The organism is Streptomyces sp. NBC_00289, from assembly GCF_041435115.1.
Lineage (GTDB): Bacteria > Actinomycetota > Actinomycetes > Streptomycetales > Streptomycetaceae > Streptomyces.
The window spans coordinates 2,254,220-2,272,879 of record NZ_CP108046.1 but is presented as its reverse complement, the minus strand read 5'-3'; the positions used below and the strand labels follow the sequence as shown (position 1 = coordinate 2,272,879).

Below are 18,660 nucleotides of genomic sequence, written 5' to 3'. Positions count from 1 at the left end.
ACCCGACACCGGCCGCTGAGCAGCTCAGCCGGACGGGGCGGCGGCCAGCGCCGCCGCCTCTTCCGCGCAGCCCCAGGCAACGGTCACCCCCGCGCCGCCATGACCGTAGTTGTGCACCAACACCCGCCCGTCGGACAGCAGTTCACGCTCCAGCCGGACCGTGTCCCGGGCCGGACGCAGCCCCACCAGGTGCTCCAGGATCCGCGCCCCGGCGATCTCGGGCCGCAGCGCGGCGCACCGTCGTACGATCGCCTCGGCGACCGCCGGATCCGGCACCGACGACCACGCGCCCTCCTCCGCGGTACCGCCCAGCAGGAGCCGGCCGGGCTGCGGGAAGAAGTACGCGAGCTGCCCGGAGGCGTCCGTGGAGACGGCCCAGGTGCGGATGCCGGGGTTCTCCATGACGACCAGCTGCCCCCGCACGGGACGCACGGAGTCGTCCGGTACGAGCTCGCGGGCCCCGAGCCCGGTGCAGTTGACCACGACCGGCGCGTCGGCCTCCGCGAGGTGGGACACCGTACGTTCCTCGATCCGGCCGCCCGCCCGCAGCAACCGCTCCCGCAGCCACGGCAGATGGGCCGGCATGTCGACGAGCGGCAGCCGCGCCCACACCCCCGAGCCGCGGTACTCCTCGGGCGTCGCCGCCCGCAGCCCCGGCACCCGCGCACCGGCCCACGCGTCCGCGCCGGCCAGGTCCGCCTCGCCCAGCACCCCCTCGACCATCCGCACGCCGGTCCGCGCCGGACGCGCCGCCAACCCCTCGTAGACCTCCAGCGAGCGCAACGCCCACGCGCGGGCGAGCGCCACCGGCCTGATCCGGTACGGCCACCACAACGCCCCCGCGACGGCCGAGGTGGTCCGCCCGACGGGATCCCGCGTCCACACCCGCACCCGACGGCCCCGCTCGGCCAGCACGACGGCCGTCGTCAGCCCGACCACCCCGGCCCCGACCACGACGACCTCGTCACCCGGCGCACTGTCCACGGGGAGACGATAGGACCTGCCCGGCGGAACGCGTCACGCCGGGCTCGGACCGCCGCCGGGTGGGAACACTCACACCATGTCTGGCGCATACGCGACCTTCGCCCTGGCACCGGCGACACGTGCCGGTGCCGTGCTCGGCAACGGTGACCACCGGATCCACCGCGACTACACGGACTTCGTCGTCGACGGACGCCCCCTGCTCTTCAGGCTCCGCGACCTGGACGCCGTCTCCCCGCTCGCCTCCGACATCCCGCCCGCGATCCTCACCGCCCGGATCCGGGCCCTGCTCCTGGAGTCGGACGCGCCCCTGCCCGGCGGCCGCCACATCGTCTACGGCTGCCCCGAGTGCCAGGACCTGGCCTGCGGCGCCGTCACCGCCGTCATCGCGCGCAGCGGCGACGACTACGTCTGGCGGGACTTCGCCTGGCAGACCGGCGCACACGCCGACCCGCGGCTCGACGGTCTGCACGGCATGGGCCCGTTCCGGTTCGACGGCACCGGCTACCGGGCGGCACTGGGCGCCCTCCGCGACAGAGCGGAGGCAACGCGTGAGGCGGACGAGGTGCACGGGGCGGACGGCGAGCTCCGCGGCACCCGCCCCCGGGTCCTGCTCATCGGCCCCCGGGTCGCCGTCCTGGCCCGGCTCGCCGCCGCCCTGCGCGCCATCGGGATCGGGGCCGACATCGCCCACGACACCGACGACGTTCCCGCCGGGGAACTGCGCGCCTACGGTGCCGTCGTCTTCGGCCTCGCCGTACCCCGGCGCGAACGTGCCGCCGTCCGCCGCTCCTTCGCGCGCGCCGGTCTCGACGTGGGCTACGCCGACGGCCTCGCGCCGATCGTCCCGCTGCTCGTCGCCCAGGTCGAACAGGCGCTGGACCGCGGCCCCCTGGAGCGGCGCCGGCTGACCAGGCTGGTGGCGGCCGACGGCGCGGCGGTCGTCGAGGTCACCTCCGCGTGCCGGGTCCGCCTCACCGCGTACCGGCTCGGCCGTCTGTCCCGCGGCCGCGACCACGAGGTCTTCGACGGCGTGCTGGAACCGGGCCGCCACCGCGTGGCCCTCGTGCCGGGAGCGGTGCGCGGCCGGTCCTTCGTGGTGGCGAGCACCGCGGGAAGCGTGCTGGTGGAGGCCGTGGCGCGGTGAAAACCCGGACACGGCCCGACCGGGACGACCGTTAGGATCGGGGGTCTGATGACTGCCACCCTCGTCGCCAAGAACCTCGCCGCCGGCCACGGCGACCGCTCCCTGTTCACCGGACTCGACCTCGTCGTCGCGCCCGGTGACGTCATCGGGCTGGTCGGGGCCAACGGTGCCGGCAAGTCCACGCTGCTGCGGCTGCTCGCCGGCCTGAGCACGCCGGAGGAGGGGGAGCTGCGGCTCTCCCCGCCGACGGCGACCGTCGGACACCTGCCGCAGGAGCCGGAGCGCCGGCCGGGCGAGACCGTACGCGAGTTCCTCGCCCGCCGCACCGGCGTCGCCGAGGCCCAGCGCACGATGGACGAGGCCACCCAGGCCCTCGTCGACGGCGCGCCCGGCGCCGACGACGCGTACGCGACGAGCCTGGAGCGATGGCTCGACCTGGGCGGCGCCGACCTGGACGAACGTGCCGAGGAGGTGGCCGACTCGCTGGGGCTGGCCGTCGACCTGGACCAGCCGATGACCTCGCTCTCCGGCGGACAGGCGGCCAGGGCCGGACTCGCCTCGCTCCTGCTGTCCCGCTACGACGTCTTCCTCCTGGACGAGCCGACCAACGACCTCGACCTGGACGGCCTGGAACGCCTCGAACGCTTCGTGAGCGGTCTGCGCGCCGGCACGGTCGTCGTCAGCCACGACCGCGAGTTCCTCCTCCGCACGGTCACCAAGGTGCTCGAACTCGACCTCGCCCAGCAGCAGATCAACCTCTACGGCGGCGGCTACGCGGCCTACCTGGAGGAACGGGAGGTCGCCCGCAGGCACGCCCGCGACGACTACGAGGAGTACGAGGGCAAGAAGGGCGCCCTCCAGGACCGGGCCCAGATGCAGCGCTCGTGGATGGACAAGGGCGTCAAGAACGCCCGCCGCAAGGCGAACAACGACAACGACAAGATCGGCCGCAAGTTCCGCAGCGAGGCCAGTGAGAAGCAGGCCGCCAAGGCCCGCCAGACCCAGCGCATGATCGAACGCCTCGACGTCGTCGAGGAGCCCCGCAAGGAGTGGGAGCTGCGCATGGAGATCGCGGCGGCACCGCGCTCCGGAGCGGTGGTCGCGACCCTGCGCGACGCCGAGGTGCGCCGGGGCGACTTCGTGCTCGGCCCGGTCTCGCTCCAGATCGACTGGGCGGACCGGGTGGCGGTGACGGGGGCGAACGGTGCCGGGAAGTCGACCCTGCTCGCAGCCCTGCTCGGGCGCGTCCCGCTGACCGCGGGTTCGGCCGCCCTCGGCTCGGGAGTCCTGGTCGGAGAGGTCGACCAGGCCCGCGCGCTGTTCTACGGCCCCGAGTCCCTGCTGGACGCCTTCGGCGCGGCGGTCCCGGACACCGAGCCGGCCGAAGTGCGCACCCTGCTGGCCAAGTTCGGCCTGAAAGCGGACCATGTCCTACGGCCGGCGGCCACCCTCTCCCCGGGCGAGCGCACCCGGGCCGCGCTGGCGCTGCTCCAGGGTCGGGGCGTCAACCTGCTGGTCCTCGACGAGCCGACCAACCACCTCGACCTCCCGGCGATCGAACAACTGGAGGCGGCCCTCGACACCTACGAGGGCACGCTGCTCCTGGTCACCCATGACCGGCGCATGCTGGACGCGGTGAGCGTCACACGCCGCCTCGAGGTCACGTCCGGCAAGGTGACCGAGCGCTAATCACCCCCAGGGCCTTCGCCGCGCGACTCGCGGGTGCGTCACGACTGGTCGCACCAACGCGGAGCCTCTCGCGGTGGCGCTCTCGGTTCTCGCGGTGGCGCTCTCGGTGTCTCGCGGTGGCGCCCTCGGTGTCTCGCGGTGGCACCCCGGCGTCTCGCCGTGGCACCCCGGCCTCTCGCCGTGGCACCCTCGGCGTCTCGCGGTGGCGCCCCCGGCCCTCGCGGTGGCACCCCCGGCCTCTCGCCGTGGCACCCTCGACTCGCGGTGGCACCCTCGGCCTCTCGCCGTGGCACCCCCGTGCCCCTTCGGGCGTCCCGAACCGCACCGGACCTCGCCGGGCTCGCCCGGAATGCGCTTCCGCGGGCGCCTGTCGGGCGCCCGCGGACGGCGGGCCGTCACCCGGGCGCCCGCGGACGGCGGGCCGTCACCCGGGCGGTTCGGCGGCGGGCCTCACCCGGGCGGTTCGGGCCGGGTCCGGACGGCGCGGCTCAGCGTTTGCCCTTCTTCGGGTCGAGGAGGCCCGCCCGGCGCAGCGCGTCGGCCATCGCGCCGTTGGCCGGTGGCGGCGTCTGTCGGGAGCCGCCACCACCGCCGGCGGCCGCGGGCCGGCCCTGCCGTTGCTGCGGCGGCCGCTGGCCGCGCTGCCGGCGCTCGCCTCCGCCGCCGCCCTGCTGCTTCTCCTGGGCCTGCGCCTCGTCGTCCAGCCGCAGGGTCAGCGAGATCCGCTTGCGCGGGATGTCGACCTCCATCACCTTGACCTTGACGATGTCCCCGGACTTCACCACGTCCCGCGGGTCCTTCACGAACGTCTTCGACATCGCGGAGACATGCACCAGCCCGTCCTGGTGGACGCCGACGTCCACGAACGCGCCGAAGGCGGCGACATTCGTGACGACACCCTCCAGGACCATGCCGGGCACCAGGTCGGAGATCTTCTCCACGCCGTCCTTGAAGGTGGCCGTCTTGAAGGCGGGCCGCGGGTCGCGCCCCGGCTTCTCCAGCTCCTTCAGGATGTCGGTCACCGTCGGCAGACCGAAGGTCTCGTCCACGAAGTCCCCGGCGCGCAGCGAGCGCAGCACGCCCGTGTTGCCGACGAGCGAGGCCACCTCCTGACCGGAGGTCTTCACCATCCGCCGGACGACCGGGTACGCCTCCGGGTGCACGCTGGACGCGTCCAGCGGGTCGTCGCCGCCGCGGATCCGCAGGAAACCCGCGCACTGCTCGTACGCCTTCGGCCCGAGCCGTGCCACGCCCTTCAGCTGGGTACGGGATGTGAACGGCCCGTTCGCGTCGCGGTGCGACACGATGTTCTCGGCGAGACCGGCGGTGATGCCGGAGACCCGGGAGAGCAGCGGGGCGGAAGCGGTGTTGACGTCCACCCCCACGCCGTTCACGCAGTCCTCCACGACCGCGTCCAGGGAGCGCGACAGCTTCAGCTCGGACAGGTCGTGCTGGTACTGCCCGACGCCGATCGACTTGGGGTCGATCTTCACCAGCTCCGCGAGCGGGTCCTGCAGCCGGCGGGCGATCGACACCGCGCCGCGCAGCGACACGTCCATGTCGGGCAGCTCCTGCGAGGCGAAGGCGGAGGCCGAGTACACGGACGCGCCCGCCTCGGACACCATCACCTTGGTGAGCTGCAACTCCGGGTGCCTGGTGATCAGTTCACCGGCGAGCTTGTCGGTCTCGCGGGAGGCCGTGCCGTTGCCGATCGCGACCAGATCGACCGCGTGCTCCTTCGCCAGCCGCGCCAGCTTGGCGATCGCCTCGTCCCACCTGTTGGCCGGGACGTGGGGGTGGATGACGTCGGTGGCGACCACCTTGCCCGTCGCGTCGACCACGGCGACCTTCACGCCCGTACGGAAACCGGGGTCCAGCCCCAGCGTCGCGCGCGTGCCGGCCGGCGCCGCGAGCAGCAGGTCGCGGAGGTTGGTCGCGAAGACGCCCACCGCCTCGTCCTCCGCCTTCGTGCGCAGCCGCAGCCGCAGGTCGATGCCCAGGTGCACCAGGATGCGGGTGCGCCAGGCCCAGCGGACCGTGTCCTTGAGCCACTTGTCGGCGGGGCGGCCACGCTCGGCGATGCCGAACCGCTGCGCCACGATCCCCTCGTACGAGGACGGCCCCTCGGTCGGCTCCTCGGGCTCCAGGACGAGGTCGAGGGCCTCCTCCTTCTCGCCGCGCAGCATGGCGAGAACGCGGTGCGAGGGCAGCTCGGTGAACGGCTCGGCGAAGTCGAAGTAGTCGGCGAACTTGGCGCCCGCCTCCTCCTTGCCCTCCCGCACCTTGGCGGCCAGCCGCCCCCGCACCCACATCCGCTCACGCAGCTCGCCGATCAGGTCGGCGTCCTCCGAGAACCGCTCGGTGAGGATCGCCCGGGCGCCGTCCAGCGCGGCCTGCGGGTCCGCGACCCCCTTGTCCGCGTCCACGAACGCGGCGGCCGCGGCGAGCGGCTCGACCGAGGCGTCGGTGAGCAGTCCCTCGGCCAGCGGCTCCAGCCCCGCCTCCCGCGCGATCTGTGCCTTCGTACGCCGCTTCGGCTTGTAGGGCAGATAGATGTCCTCGAGCCGCGCCTTGGTCTCGGCGGCCCGGATCCGTCCCTCCAGCTCCTCGGTGAGCTTGCCCTGCTCACGCACCGAGTCGAGGATCGACGTGCGCCGGTCCTCCAGCTCCCGCAGGTAGCGCAGCCGCTCCTCGAGCGTGCGCAGCTGCGCGTCGTCGAGCAGTTCGGTGGCTTCCTTGCGGTAGCGGGCGATGAAGGGCACCGTCGACCCGCCGTCGAGCAGTTCCACGGCAGCCCTGACCTGCCGCTCGCGTACGCCGAGTTCCGCGGCGATCCTGCCTTCGATGGACCCTACGAGGGGTGTCGTCACGCCCGTACCGCCTTCTCACAGAGGTTGCGCGGCAATTGTGGCAGGTGACACCGACAGCCGGGGATCAGGGCGCCGCCCCGGCGGGGCGTGAAGGCGGAATCAGGCCCGGCGTCCCCGGGCGGAGCCCGAGGCGCCGCCGAACAGGCGGGCCAGGGCCCTGAAGGGCAGGGTCACGACGGTGGCGACGGCGCCGCCGATCTGCCGGAAGACGTCAGCAATGGCACGGAACACGAACTTCCCCTTTCCTCTCCCGGCCACCACGGCCGGGAGACTCACGGGTACCTCGGCGACGGCGCGCCATGCATCGGCACGGTGAATCAGCCGGTCAGCGCTTGCCGACCAGGTCCGCGGGGAAGGCGCCGGCGGCGAGCGCGGCGCCCGCGAACACCCTGGCGAGCTCCGTCAGCCGGGCCACGCCCGCCGCCCCCAGGTGCTCGTACGGCGCCCGGTCCAGCAGGTCCGTGCGGTGCTCGACCTCCTCGCGCAGCGCGACACCCCGCTCCGTGAGCTCGCCCTGCCCGTCGAGCAGCCCGCGCTCGCGCAGCCGTCCGGTCGCCGCGTCCCAGTCCTGCTGACTCCAGCCGCGGGTCCCGAACACCCACTTCGGTGTCATGCCCTTGCCGGTCGCGGTGTGGGTCACCACGGCTTCCAGGCCGTCCAGGCCCGCCGCGATCAGGGCGGCCAGGTGCCCGTCGCCGCGGTGCTCGCGCAGCAGCGTGGTGGCGTGCCAGTAGGCGAGGTGCGGCTCTTCGGGGACCGGCAGGTCGGCGTGGGCGGCGTACAGCGGGCGGCCGCCGCGCGAGCACGCCTCGGCGGCGCGCAGCGCGAGGCCCGCGGCTTCCGCCATCTCCGGGCAGGCCACCGCCTCCGCGCCCAGCAGGCGGCGCAGCGAGGCGTCGACGGCCCGCGCGCGTGCCGCCAGCACCTGTGCGGGGGCGGCCGTCTCCCACACCGCGGGGACGTGCCGGGCCACGAGTTCGTACTTGTAGTTGTAGAAGGTGGCGGTCACCACCCCGGGGCCGACCGGCCCGAGGGCGGCCGCCCGCACGGCGAAGTTGACGGCACGGGGACTGGTGACCCCGAGGGCGCCGAGTTCCGCACCCAGTTCGGGGGCGAAGTAGTGGGTGGCGTGCAGCGAGTTGAGCGCGTTGTGGCAGCGGCGGCCGGCACGCGGCTCGAGAGCGGCGGTAGTCATGGCTCGTAGGATACCGACTGGTCGGTAACCGTCCAGGTGAACCGGGGCTGCCTGCGCTCCAGGAAGGCGCCGACGCCCTCCGCGGTGTCCTCGCTGCCGCCGGCCTGGCCGGCCCAGTACGTGTCGCGGTCGGTGCGCCCGTTCGCGAACTCCTTCGCCGCGGCCTGGGTCAGCTGCGAACGGGAGACCAGGACGCGGGTGAACCCGGCGACCCGGGGCGCGAGCCCGCCGGCCGGCAGCACCTCGTCCACCAGGCCCGTCGCGAGGGCGCGCGCCGAGTCGATCAACTCGCCCGAGAAGAGCAGGTACTTCGCGGCGGCCGGCCCCACCAGTGACACCAGCCGACGGGTCGAGGACGCCGGATAGACGATGCCGAGCTTGGCCGGCGTCACCCCGAACAGCGCGCCCTCCTCCGCGAACCGCAGATCGCAGGCCGCAGCGAGCTGGGACCCGCCGCCCACGCAGTGCCCCCGGATCGCCGCCAGCGTCGGCTTCGGGAACGCGGCGAGCGCCTCCTCCGCCTGCACGGCCAGCCGCTGCGCCTCCTGCGGCGACCCCCGCAGCGTGGAGATGTCGGCTCCGGCGCAGAACGTGCCGCCCTCGCCGGTCAGCACCAGGGCCCGTACGTCCGGATCGGCCGCCAGCGTGTCGAGCAGCGGCGGCAGCGCCCGCCACATCGCGGCCGTCATGGCGTTGCGCTTGGCCGGATGGTGGACGACGACGGTGGCCACCGAGTCGGTGACGCCGTGCAGCAGCTGGGGCTCCATGCGCCGGATGCTTCCACCCGCCCGGCGGCCGATCAAGAAGCGGCCGGTGAGAGTTACGGAACAGCGGGCAGAGGGGACTAGGAGCGCGAACGCGGGGCCGGTCCGACAGTGAGGAGGCGCTGATGTCCACCAAGCCCGAGGGTGAGACGGCGAAACTGCGGCGCGACTTCGGCCGGCTCGCGGCCCTCGGAGTCATCCTGGTCGTGGCCGGTCTGGTGGGACTCGTCTACACCGGGGTCGCGACGCTGACCTCCATGCTCCTGTTCGGCTGGCTGCTGCTGATCGGCGGCGCCGTCGGACTGCTGCACGCCGTCCAGGCCCGGGGCAGCAACTTCTTCTGGCTGGGCGTCATCGTCGCGGCCCTGAACATCGCCGCGGGCGTGGTGGTGATCAGCAGGCCCGACGCGGCCGCCGAGACGCTGACCATGTTCGCCGCCCTGCTGTTCCTCACCGCCGGCCTGTTCCGCCTGGTCGGCAGCCTGGTGGTGCGCGGCCCCCAGTTCGGCTGGACCCTCCTGCTGGGCGCCTTCGACCTCCTGCTCGGCATCCTGGTGCTGGCGGACTGGCCGAGCAGCAGCCAGTACGTCATCGGCACCTTCTTCTCCCTCGCCCTGCTCTTCGACGGGCTCGGCCTGATCGCGACCGGGTTCGGCGGCCGGCGCATCGTCGGGATGGTCACCGACCGCCTGGCCACGGACGAGGGCACGGGAGCGGCGCCCGGACAGGGCGTCCCGCGGGGTGGGGCGGCCGAGGTCGATCAGGGCGGCACACCGGGGCGGGGAACGGCGGTCGATCAGGGCGTCACCAAACCCGTACAACCCGAATAGTTCGCCAAATCGGTACAGGACGGGACAGGAGCGGTCCCAAAGTCGACCACTTCGCAAGCCGACGGTCAAAAGCGTGCGATAGGCGCTGACTTCTGTTCAGTCATCCGGAGTGGAGCTGGTCGTTACCAACACTCGACGTGTGGTGACAATCGAGCGCAAGGGTGGCGAACGGACAATGGACGATCATGGGCGCGGGCCCGCCCCACGCCCAGCAGGCGGCGAAGCCGAGCTCTCCGGGCCGACGCCGCCTGATCCTCTCCCGTACGAGGGTGTGTGGCGGTTCACCGCCTCCGCCGTCGACGCCTCGGTGCCGCAGGCCCGGCACGCCGTCCGGGACCTGCTGCACCGGCAGGGCGTGCCGGTCTCGGAGGACCTGGCGCAGGGAATCCTGCTGATCGTCTCGGAGCTGGTCACGAACGCCGTCCGGCACGCGGCGCTGCTGTCGCCGATGCTCGCCGTGGAGATCGCCGTCGGCGCCGAGTGGGTGCGGGTGTCCGTGGAGGACAACCACCCCTACCGCCCCACCGCCCTGGAGGCCGACCACGGCCGGACCGGTGGCCGCGGTCTGCTCCTGGTGCGCGAGATCACCCGGGAGGCGGGCGGGGTGTGCGACGTGGAACACACCTCGAGCGGCGGCAAGGTGATCTGGGCCGCCCTGCCGCTCACCTCCGCGCGGGTCCCTTAGCGTTCACCAGCCCGCCGACGGGCCCGTCAGCTCGCGGACCGCGGGACGGGCCGCGTCCAGGACCGTCATGAACCACGCGGAGAAGGTGTCCTTCACGTGCCGTTCCGCGAGCTCGGCGGGGGTCACGAACGCCGTGGCGCCGACCTCCTCCGCGTCCGGCCGCGGCGGCGACTGCACGAGTCCGACGTAGAGGTGGTTGTACTCCTGCTCGACCAGACCCGAGGCCGGGTCCGGGTGGTTGTAGCGGACCGTGCCCGCCTCCGCGAGCAGCGACGGGGAGACACCCAGTTCCTCGTACGTCCGCCGGGCCGCGGCCGCGAAGGGCGCCTCGCCGGGGTAGGGGTGGCCGCAGCAGGTGTTGGACCACACACCGGGGGAGTGGTACTTGCCCAGCGCCCGCTGCTGGAGCAGCAGCCGGCCGCGCTCGTCGAAGAGGAACACGGAGAAGGCGCGGTGCAGCTGCCCCGGCGGCTGGTGGGCGGCGAGCTTCTCGGCGGTGCCGACGGTCACACCGTTCTCGTCGACCAGTTCCAGCAAAATCGCGTCCACGGTGCCGTTCGACGAACTGTGCGTCGCGGTGGCAGGTGTGATCGGCATACCCATCCTTCGCATCGGTCTTCGCGCCCCAAGTCTGCCGTACGAATCCGGCACTCCCGGCACTTCGCGGCCCGCCCGCATGTCCCGCGCGCGTCACCGGCCGGACACCCGGAGTAGGCATCCGGTAGGTGATCGTGCCCTGCGGGGCGGACGGGGAACCGTCCTGGGCGGGGCTGTGGGCTCAAGGACGCGGGCGCACGCCGGACGGCTGCATTCCGGCTCCCGGGCGCCCCACCTGCCTCAATGGCACAGGCGCGCCTCGTGTTCCGCATGGCCGCCCGGTTCCAGCTGGAAGGTGCAGTGCTCCACGTCGAAGTGGTCGCCCAGGCAGCCCTGGAGCTCGTGCAGCATCTTCTCGTGGCCGATCGCACTCAACACGTCCGAGCGAACCACCACATGGGCCGAGAGGACCGGCATGCCGGAGGTGATGGTCCAGGCGTGCAGGTCGTGGACGTCCTCGACGCCGTCCAGGGCGAGGATGTGGGACCGCACCTGGGCCATGTCGACGTCCCGGGGGGCCGCCTCCAGCAGTACGTCCAGGGTCTCGCGCAGCAGCTTCCAGGTGCGCGGCACGATCATCAGACCGATGACCAGGGAGGCGATCGGGTCGGCGGCCTGCCAGCCGGTGGTGAGGATCACCGTCGCCGAGATCAGCACCGCGACCGAGCCCAGCGCGTCCGCCGCCACCTCCAGGAACGCGCCGCGCACGTTCAGACTGTCCTTCTGTCCGCGCATCAGCAGCGACAGCGACACCATGTTCGCGACCAGACCGATCAGGCCGAACACGATCATCAGCCCGCCCTCGGTGTCGGCGGGCGTCACGAACCGCTGGACCGCCTCGTACAGGACGTAGCCGCCGACCCCGAGCAGCAGCAGACAGTTGGCGAGGGCGGCGAGGATCTCGGCGCGGGCGTACCCGAAGGTGCGGTTCCCGGTCGGCGGGCGGTTCGCGAAGTGGATCGCGATCAGGGCCATGCCGAGACCCAGCGCGTCGGTCGCCATGTGCGCCGCGTCCGCGACGAGGGCGAGCGAGTCGGCGACCACACCGCCGACGATCTCGACGACCATGACCCCGAGCGTGATCGACAGCGCGACCCGCAGCCGGCCGCGGTACGCCGTGGTCGCCGTACCGCCGGCCGGCGGGCCGTGCGCGTGCCCGTGATCGTGCCCAGACCCCATGAAAGCCGCCTCCTGTGTTCCGCTCGGGATCAGTGAACTACGGGCGGGGGGTATCCGGCAACGCGGCACTGAACACCGTTGTCATGTGCTCTGACCTGCGAAAACGATGGACCAGGTCAGAGCGGCCGCGGACGGGACGCGCCGGCTCGGGCGCCGTGGTGCGACTGCCAGCCCCGCCACGCCGAATCGACCATCTCGGGCACCGTACGCCGGGCGCTCCAGCCGAGCTCCGCGGCGGCCCGGGCGGCCGAGGCGACCGCGCGGGGCGCGTCCCCGGGGCGGCGCGCCTCGACGAGGGCCGGTCGCCGGTCGCCGGTGACCTCGCCGATGAGGGTGACCAGTTCGCGGACCGAGACGCCCTCCCCGCGGCCGATGTTCACCGTCAGATCGCCCCGGACCTCCCCGCCGGCCAGCCTCCGGGCCGCCGCGAGGTGCGCCTCGGCCAGGTCGGCGACGTGGATGTAGTCCCGCACGCACGTGCCGTCCGGGGTCGGGTAGTCGTCGCCGAAGATCCGCGGTGCCTCGTCGCGGGTGAGCCGGTCGAAGACCATCGGGACGATGTTGAAGACACCGGTGTCGGCCAGTTCCGGCGCGGCCGCACCGGCCACGTTGAAGTAGCGCAGGCACACGGTGGAGATCCCGTGCGCCCGGCCCGCCGCCCGCACCAGCCACTCCCCGGCCAGCTTGGTCTCGCCGTACGGGTTCACCGGCGCGCAGCGGGTGTCCTCCGTGATGAGATCCACGTCGGGGTTGCCGTAGACGGCCGCCGACGAGGAGAACACGAACCGCTCCACGCCGGCCTCGGCGACCGCCTCGAGGAGCGTGGCGAGCCCGCCCACGTTCTCCCGGTAGTAGCGCGTCGGCTGCGCGACGGACTCGGCGACCTGCTTGCGCGCCGCGAGGTGCACCACTCCGGTCACCCCGTGCTCGGCCAGGACCCGCTTCAGCAGGTCGCCGTCGAGCGAGGAGCCGTGGACGAGCGGCACGTGTGCGGGGAGCCGTGCGGGGACCCCGGCCGACAGGTCGTCCAGGGCGAGAACGCGCTCACCGGCGTCGGCCATGGCGCGCGCCACATGGGCCCCGATGTATCCGGCACCGCCGGTGATCAGCCATGTCATGGTCGCCCACCCTATGCCGAGGCGGCGCGACCCGGCGCAATGTCCCGGATGCCCGGGCTTGGGAGCGCGGTTTGTGAGCCGGGCCCCCGATCCCCGATGATGATCGCGGCAAAGGCTTGGACGAACCACGTTGATCGGACCGCTGAACAGGCGGTGAACGCGGACTTCCGGGCATCCGATAGCCTCTGCCGACATGCCGCCCGGGTGCCACCGGCAAGGGGCGCCCCACCACGCAGACGACCGGCGCCAGGCGTCGGCACCAGGGAGTGAGTTCGGTTGTCGACCGCCATCCTCACCGGTCAGCCGGTCCCCGGATCGTCGATCGAGGGTGATCTGCGGTCCCTCGGCTTCGACGTACGGGTCGCCGCCGACCCCGCCGACGCCGAGACACTGCTCGCCCAGGTGCCGGCCGACCGGCGGGTCGCCGTCGTCGACGCCCGCTTCGTCGGCCACCTGCACGCGCTGCGCCTCGGCCTCACCGACCCCCGGTTCCCGCTCGCCGCGGTGCCGGGAGCGGTGACGGCCCGGCCGGAGGGCAGGCGGGAGCTGACCCGCGCGGTGGCCCGGGAGAACTCCGCGGGCGGCGGCACGGCCCTGGCCGTCGACAGCCTCGCCGACCGCATAGTCACCGCCCTCGAGGCCGACGGCGCCGACGTCCACCGTCCCGAGCTGGGCAGCCTGGTCGCCGCGGTGCCCGTCGACCCGCAGGCCCGCAACGAGGCACGGCAGGCCGTGGCCGACGTCGACGACGAGGCCGTACGCCTCAAGTCGGCGGTGAAGGCCCGCGACGGCTTCTTCACCACCTACTGCATCAGCCCGTACTCCCGCTACATCGCCCGCTGGTGCGCGCGCCGCGGACTGACCCCCAACCAGGTCACCACCGCCTCGCTGCTCACCGCGCTGATCGCGGCCGGCTGCGCGGCCACCGGCACCCGCGCCGGCTTCGTCGCCGCCGGCGTCCTGCTGATCGCCTCCTTCGTACTGGACTGCACCGACGGACAGCTCGCCCGCTACTCCCTGCAGTACTCCACGCTCGGCGCCTGGCTGGACGCCACCTTCGACCGGGCCAAGGAGTACGCCTACTACGCGGGTCTCGCGCTGGGCGCGGCCCGGGGCGGCGACGACGTGTGGGCCCTCGCGCTCGGCGCGATGATCCTCCAGACCTGCCGGCACGTCGTGGACTTCTCCTTCAACGAGGCCAACCACGACGCCACCGCCAACACCAGCCCCACCGCCGCGCTCTCCGACAAGCTCGACAGCGTCGGCTGGACGGTCTGGCTGCGCCGCATGATCGTCCTGCCGATCGGCGAACGCTGGGCGATGATCGCCGTCCTCACCGCGGTCACGACCCCGCGCATCACCTTCTACGTGCTGCTCGTCGGCTGCGCCTTCGCCGCGACCTACACCACGGCCGGCCGCGTCCTGCGCTCGCTGACCCGCAGGGCCACCCGAACGGACCGGGCGGCGCGGGCGCTGGCGGACCTCGCGGACAACGGGCCGCTGGCACAGTTCGTCGCGAAGTGGCGCAGCCCCAACACCCGCTTCTACCCCGGCTCCCCGCTGCTGGTGGCCGCGATCGGCGTCGTGGTCCTCGCCACCGCGGTGTTCTCCGGCGACCCCTGGGCGGCCGTCGGGGGTGCCGTGATCTACACCGCCACCTCCGGCCTGGCCCTGTCCCAGCCTCTCAAGGGCGCCCTCGACTGGCTGATCCCCCCGCTGTTCCGGGCGGCCGAGTACGGCACGGTCCTGGTACTGGCGGCGGACGCGGACGTGAACGGGGCGCTTCCTGCGGCTTTCGGGCTGGTGGCGGCTGTCGCCTACCATCACTACGACACGGTGTACCGCATCCGCGGCAACGCCGGAGCGCCCCCGGCCTGGCTGGTGCGTTCCATCGGGGGGCACGAAGGACGGACGCTGGTCGTCACCGTCCTGGCCGCGGCGCTCACCGCCGCGCAGTTCAAGGTCTCGCTCACGGTTCTCGCCGTGGCCGTCGCCCTGGTCGTGCTCGTCGAGAGCATCCGCTTCTGGGTGTCCGCCCACAAGGGTGGCGCGCCCGCCGTACACGACGAAGGAGAACCCGCATGATCGGCCTCGTGCTGGCGGCCGGCGCCGGAAGGCGTCTGCGCCCCTACACCGACAGCCTGCCGAAAGCGCTGGTGCCGGTGGGGCCCGCGGGTATAAAGGACAGCATCACGGTCCTGGACCTGACCCTCGGGAACTTCGCCGAGATCGGCCTGACCGAGGTCGCGATCATCGTCGGCTACCGCAAGGAGGCCGTGTACGAGCGCAAGGCCGCCCTGGAGCAGAAGTACGGCCTCAAGCTCACCCTCATCGACAACGACAAGGCCGAGGAGTGGAACAACGCCTACTCCCTGTGGTGCGGCCGGGACGCCCTCAAGGACGGCGTGATCCTCGCCAACGGCGACACCGTGCACCCGGTCTCCGTCGAGAAGACGCTGCTCGCCGCCCGCGGTGAGGGCAGGCGGATCATCCTCGCCCTCGACACCGTGAAGCCCCTCGCGGACGAGGAGATGAAGGTCGTCGTCGACCCCGAGAAGGGCATGACGAAGATCACCAAGCTGATGGACCCCGCCGAGGCGACCGGTGAGTACATCGGCGTCACGCTCATCGAGGGCGACGCCGCCCCGGAGCTGGCCGACGCGCTGAAGACCGTCTGGGAGACCGACCCGCAGCAGTTCTACGAGCACGGCTACCAGGAGCTCGTGAACCGCGGCTTCCGCATCGACGTGGCGCCGATCGGCGAGGTCACCTGGGTCGAGATCGACAACCACGACGACCTCGCCCGTGGACGGGAGATCGCGTGCCGGTACTGACCAGGCTCATTCCGTCGCCGGTCGTCGTGGACATCCGCCCGGGTGCTCTCGACGACCTGGCCGGGGTGCTCGCCGACGAGCGCGTCTCGCACTCCGGCAAGCTCGCCGTCGCGGTCAGCGGCGGCTCGGGAGCCAGACTGCGCGAGCGCATCGCCCCCTCGCTGCCCGGCGCGACCTGGTACGAGGTCGGCGGCGGCACCCTCGACGACGCGATCCGGCTGGCCGGTGACATAAAGGCCGGTCACTACGACGCGGTCGTGGGCCTCGGCGGCGGCAAGATCATCGACTGCGCGAAGTTCGCCGCGGCGCGTATCGGCCTGCCGCTGGTCGCCGTACCGACGAACCTCGCGCACGACGGACTGTGCTCCCCGGTCGCCACCCTCGACAACGACGCCGGCCGCGGCTCCTACGGGGTGCCGAACCCGATCGCCGTCGTCATCGACCTCGACGTCATCCGCGAGGCACCGGTGCGCTTCGTGCGGGCCGGCATCGGCGACGCCGTCTCCAACATCTCCGCGATCGCGGACTGGGAGCTCGCCCACCGCGTCACGGGCGAGAAGATCGACGGCCTGGCCGCGGCGATGGCCCGGCAGGCCGGCGAGGCGGTGCTGCGCCACCCCGGCGGCGTCGGCGACAACGCCTTCCTCCAGGTGCTCGCCGAGGCGCTGGTCCTCAGCGGCATCGCCATGTCGGTGTCGGGCGACTCCCGGCCGTCCTCCGGCGCCTGCCACGAGATCAACCACGCCTTCGACCTGCTCTTCCCCAAGCGCGCGGCCGCCCACGGCGAGCAGTGCGGCCTGGGCGCGGCCTTCGCGATGTACCTGCGGGGGGCGCACGAGGACTCGGCCCATATGGCCGGGGTGCTGCGCCGGCACGGGCTGCCGGTGCTGCCGGAGGAGATCGGCTTCACGCCGGACGAGTTCGTCCAGGTCGTGGAGTTCGCTCCCCAGACGCGGCCCGGCCGCTACACGATCCTCGAACACCTCGACCTCAAGACCGAACAGATCAAGGACATCTACGTCGACTATGTCAAGGCCATCGGTAGCTGAACTACGACCGGTCGTCCACCCCGCGGGGGTGAAGGACCGGCGCAGCGGTGAGCACTGGGCGGGACGCCTCTACATGCGTGAGGTGTCCCTGCGGATCGACCGCTACCTGGTCGACACCAGGATCACGCCCAACCAGCTCACGTATCTGATGACCGTCTTCGGCGTCCTCGCGGCCCCGGCCCTGCTGGTGCCGGGGATCGCGGGCGCCGTGCTCGGCGTGCTGATGGTCCAGCTCTACCTGCTGCTCGACTGCGTGGACGGCGAGATCGCGCGCTGGCGCCAGCAGTTCTCGCTCGGCGGGGTCTACATGGACCGGGTGGGTGCCTACCTGACCGACGCCGCGGTGCTCGTCGGCCTCGGGCTGCGCGCCGCCGACCTGTGGGGCTCGGGGCGGATCGACTGGCTCTGGGCCTTCCTCGGCACCCTGGCCGCCCTCGGCGCGATCCTGATCAAGGCCGAGACCGACCTCGTGGGCGTCGCCCGCCACCAGGTCGGACTGCCCCCGGTCAAGGAATCGGCGTCCGAGCCGCGCTCCTCCGGCGTGGCGCTGGCCCGCAGGGCCGCCTCCGCACTGAAGTTCCACCGCCTGGTGCTCGGCATCGAGGCCTCCCTGCTGATCCTGGTCCTCGCGGTCCTGGACCAGGTGCGCGGCGACCTGTTCTTCACCCGGCTCGGCGTCGCGGTGCTGGCCGGCATCGCGCTTCTGCAGGCCGTGCTGCACCTGGTGTCCGTCATGGCCTCGAGCAGGCTGCGATGAGTGCCGGGACGAAGGTCGGCGCGGTCATCATCACCATGGGCAACCGCCCCGACGAGCTCCGGGCCCTGCTCGACTCGATCGCCAAGCAGGACGGCGACCGGGTCGAGGTGGTCGTCGTCGGCAACGGCTCGCCCGTCCCCGACGTACCCGAGGGCGTCCGCACCGTCGAGCTGCCGGAGAACCTCGGCATCCCCGGCGGCCGCAACGTCGGCATCGAGGCCTTCGGCCCAGGCGGCGGTGACGTCGAGATACTGCTCTTCCTCGACGACGACGGACTCCTCGCCCAGCACGACACCGCCGAACTGTGCCGCTCGGCGTTCGAGACCGACCCGAAGCTCGGCATCATCAGCTTCCGCATCGCCGACCCGGACACCGGGGTCACCCAGCGCCGCCACGTGCCCCGGCTGCGCGCCGCCGACCCGATGCGCTCCTCCCGGGTCACCACCTTCCTCGGCGGCGCCAACGCCGTCCGGACCAAGGTCTTCGCCGAGGTCGGCGGACTCCCGGACGAGTTCTTCTACGCCCACGAGGAAACCGACCTGGCCTGGCGGGCCCTCGACGCGGGCTGGATGATCGACTACCGGTCCGACATGGTGCTGTACCACCCCACCACCGCGCCCTCCCGGCACGCGGTCTACCACCGCATGGTCGCGCGCAACCGCGTCTGGCTCGCCCGCCGCAACCTTCCCGCGCTCCTGGTCCCGGTCTACCTGGGCGTATGGCTGCTGCTCACCCTGCTGCGCCGCCCCTCGCGGTCCGCCCTGAAAGCGTGGTTCGGTGGATTCCGGGAAGGCTGGACCTCGCCGTGCGGACCGCGCCGGCCGATGAAGTGGCGTACGGTGTGGCGCCTGACCCGGCTGGGCCGGCCCCCGGTGATCTGACAAGCTCGTATCCGAGAGCAGGCGGGCCCCCACCCAGGGCCCCAGGCTCATGCCATGCCCGCGCGGGCTGGGCATCTCGAAGAC

At 72.8% G+C, this 18,660-nt stretch carries 17 protein-coding genes; 9 read left to right on the top strand and 8 right to left on the bottom strand.

Translation table 11 applies throughout. The features are described from left to right. Positions 1-24: 24 nt before the first annotated feature. Positions 25-984, bottom strand: coding sequence for an FAD-dependent oxidoreductase (locus tag OG985_RS10810; RefSeq protein ID WP_371668061.1), 960 nt, complete (start codon positions 982-984; stop codon positions 25-27). Between the two features lie 76 nt (positions 985-1,060). Between OG985_RS10810 and OG985_RS10805 the strand changes: the two genes are divergently transcribed. Together OG985_RS10805 and OG985_RS10800 are read left to right on the top strand one after the other, a co-directional pair. Continuing rightward, positions 1,061-2,128, top strand: coding sequence for an oxidoreductase (locus OG985_RS10805; protein ID WP_371668060.1), 1,068 nt, complete (start codon positions 1,061-1,063; stop codon positions 2,126-2,128). A gap of 48 nt (positions 2,129-2,176) precedes the next feature. Next, positions 2,177-3,817, top strand: a complete 1,641-nt coding sequence (locus OG985_RS10800; protein WP_371668059.1) for an ABC-F family ATP-binding cassette domain-containing protein — start codon at positions 2,177-2,179, stop codon at positions 3,815-3,817. Between the two features lie 488 nt (positions 3,818-4,305). On the opposite strand, the gene OG985_RS10795 is transcribed toward OG985_RS10800, so the two are convergent. The 4 genes from OG985_RS10795 to OG985_RS10780 form a co-directional block, all read right to left on the bottom strand. Continuing rightward, positions 4,306-6,687 (bottom strand): Tex family protein, encoded by a 2,382-nt coding sequence (locus OG985_RS10795; RefSeq protein ID WP_371668058.1) that lies wholly within the window; start codon positions 6,685-6,687, stop codon positions 4,306-4,308. A 99-nt stretch (positions 6,688-6,786) separates the two neighbouring features. After that, on the bottom strand, positions 6,787-6,918 hold the full coding sequence (locus OG985_RS10790; protein ID WP_371668057.1) for an LPFR motif small protein: 132 nt from the start codon (positions 6,916-6,918) through the stop codon (positions 6,787-6,789). 94 nt (positions 6,919-7,012) lie between these two features. Further along, positions 7,013-7,882: a hypothetical protein gene (locus tag OG985_RS10785; RefSeq protein WP_371668056.1), complete on the bottom strand. Its 870-nt coding sequence runs from the start codon at positions 7,880-7,882 to the stop codon at positions 7,013-7,015. Beyond that, entirely contained in the window at positions 7,879-8,649 is a 771-nt protein-coding gene (locus OG985_RS10780) for an enoyl-CoA hydratase/isomerase family protein (RefSeq protein ID WP_371668055.1), read from the bottom strand. The genes OG985_RS10785 and OG985_RS10780 overlap by 4 nt, the downstream gene beginning before the upstream one ends. Positions 8,650-8,771: 122 nt before the next feature. Between OG985_RS10780 and OG985_RS10775 the strand changes: the two genes are divergently transcribed. Beyond that, positions 8,772-9,476, top strand: coding sequence for an HdeD family acid-resistance protein (locus OG985_RS10775; protein WP_371668054.1), 705 nt, complete (start codon positions 8,772-8,774; stop codon positions 9,474-9,476). 175 nt (positions 9,477-9,651) lie between these two features. Further along, the gene (locus OG985_RS10770) at positions 9,652-10,161 is read left to right on the top strand and encodes an ATP-binding protein (protein WP_371668053.1); all 510 of its coding nucleotides are present in this window, start codon (positions 9,652-9,654) and stop codon (positions 10,159-10,161) included. A 3-nt stretch (positions 10,162-10,164) separates the two neighbouring features. Here the strand turns inward: OG985_RS10770 and idi are convergent, their stop codons facing one another. The 3 genes from idi to galE form a co-directional block, all read right to left on the bottom strand. Continuing rightward, the gene (idi, locus tag OG985_RS10765; protein WP_371668052.1) at positions 10,165-10,758 is read right to left on the bottom strand and encodes an isopentenyl-diphosphate Delta-isomerase; all 594 of its coding nucleotides are present in this window, start codon (positions 10,756-10,758) and stop codon (positions 10,165-10,167) included. A gap of 240 nt (positions 10,759-10,998) precedes the next feature. Then, positions 10,999-11,937 (bottom strand): cation diffusion facilitator family transporter, encoded by a 939-nt coding sequence (locus tag OG985_RS10760; protein WP_371668051.1) that lies wholly within the window; start codon positions 11,935-11,937, stop codon positions 10,999-11,001. A 116-nt stretch (positions 11,938-12,053) separates the two neighbouring features. Continuing rightward, complete coding sequence (gene galE, locus OG985_RS10755; protein ID WP_371668050.1) at positions 12,054-13,055, bottom strand: UDP-glucose 4-epimerase GalE; 1,002 nt, start codon at positions 13,053-13,055, stop codon at positions 12,054-12,056. A 276-nt stretch (positions 13,056-13,331) separates the two neighbouring features. Between galE and OG985_RS10750 the strand changes: the two genes are divergently transcribed. The 5 genes from OG985_RS10750 to OG985_RS10730 are packed head-to-tail and all read left to right on the top strand — an operon-like array spanning position 13,332 to position 18,576. Continuing rightward, positions 13,332-15,140, top strand: coding sequence for a DUF5941 domain-containing protein (locus tag OG985_RS10750; RefSeq protein WP_371668049.1), 1,809 nt, complete (start codon positions 13,332-13,334; stop codon positions 15,138-15,140). Continuing rightward, the gene (locus OG985_RS10745) at positions 15,137-15,889 is read left to right on the top strand and encodes a sugar phosphate nucleotidyltransferase (protein ID WP_371668048.1); all 753 of its coding nucleotides are present in this window, start codon (positions 15,137-15,139) and stop codon (positions 15,887-15,889) included. The genes OG985_RS10750 and OG985_RS10745 overlap by 4 nt, the downstream gene beginning before the upstream one ends. Next, a complete protein-coding gene (locus OG985_RS10740) occupies positions 15,877-16,938 on the top strand; it encodes an iron-containing alcohol dehydrogenase family protein (RefSeq protein WP_371668047.1) in 1,062 nt (353 codons plus the stop codon). Before OG985_RS10745 ends, OG985_RS10740 begins: the two co-directional genes overlap by 13 nt. Next, on the top strand, positions 16,916-17,695 hold the full coding sequence (locus tag OG985_RS10735; protein ID WP_371668046.1) for a CDP-alcohol phosphatidyltransferase family protein: 780 nt from the start codon (positions 16,916-16,918) through the stop codon (positions 17,693-17,695). Before OG985_RS10740 ends, OG985_RS10735 begins: the two co-directional genes overlap by 23 nt. Next, positions 17,692-18,576, top strand: a complete 885-nt coding sequence (locus OG985_RS10730) for a glycosyltransferase family 2 protein (protein WP_371668045.1) — start codon at positions 17,692-17,694, stop codon at positions 18,574-18,576. The genes OG985_RS10735 and OG985_RS10730 overlap by 4 nt, the downstream gene beginning before the upstream one ends. The last annotated feature ends 84 nt before the right edge of the window (positions 18,577-18,660 follow it).

Coding starts and splice junctions, on each gene's coding strand:
- galE (WP_371668050.1), bottom strand. CDS start 13,055: ATGACATGGCTGATCACCGGCGGTGCCGGATACATCGGGGCCCATGTG.
- OG985_RS10785 (WP_371668056.1), bottom strand. CDS start 7,882: ATGACTACCGCCGCTCTCGAGCCGCGTGCCGGCCGCCGCTGCCACAAC.
- OG985_RS10745 (WP_371668048.1), top strand. CDS start 15,137: ATGATCGGCCTCGTGCTGGCGGCCGGCGCCGGAAGGCGTCTGCGCCCC.
- OG985_RS10780 (WP_371668055.1), bottom strand. CDS start 8,649: ATGGAGCCCCAGCTGCTGCACGGCGTCACCGACTCGGTGGCCACCGTC.
- OG985_RS10760 (WP_371668051.1), bottom strand. CDS start 11,937: ATGGGGTCTGGGCACGATCACGGGCACGCGCACGGCCCGCCGGCCGGC.
- OG985_RS10805 (WP_371668060.1), top strand. CDS start 1,061: ATGTCTGGCGCATACGCGACCTTCGCCCTGGCACCGGCGACACGTGCC.
- OG985_RS10770 (WP_371668053.1), top strand. CDS start 9,652: ATGGACGATCATGGGCGCGGGCCCGCCCCACGCCCAGCAGGCGGCGAA.
- OG985_RS10730 (WP_371668045.1), top strand. CDS start 17,692: ATGAGTGCCGGGACGAAGGTCGGCGCGGTCATCATCACCATGGGCAAC.
- OG985_RS10800 (WP_371668059.1), top strand. CDS start 2,177: ATGACTGCCACCCTCGTCGCCAAGAACCTCGCCGCCGGCCACGGCGAC.
- OG985_RS10735 (WP_371668046.1), top strand. CDS start 16,916: ATGTCAAGGCCATCGGTAGCTGAACTACGACCGGTCGTCCACCCCGCG.
- idi (WP_371668052.1), bottom strand. CDS start 10,758: ATGCCGATCACACCTGCCACCGCGACGCACAGTTCGTCGAACGGCACC.
- OG985_RS10775 (WP_371668054.1), top strand. CDS start 8,772: ATGTCCACCAAGCCCGAGGGTGAGACGGCGAAACTGCGGCGCGACTTC.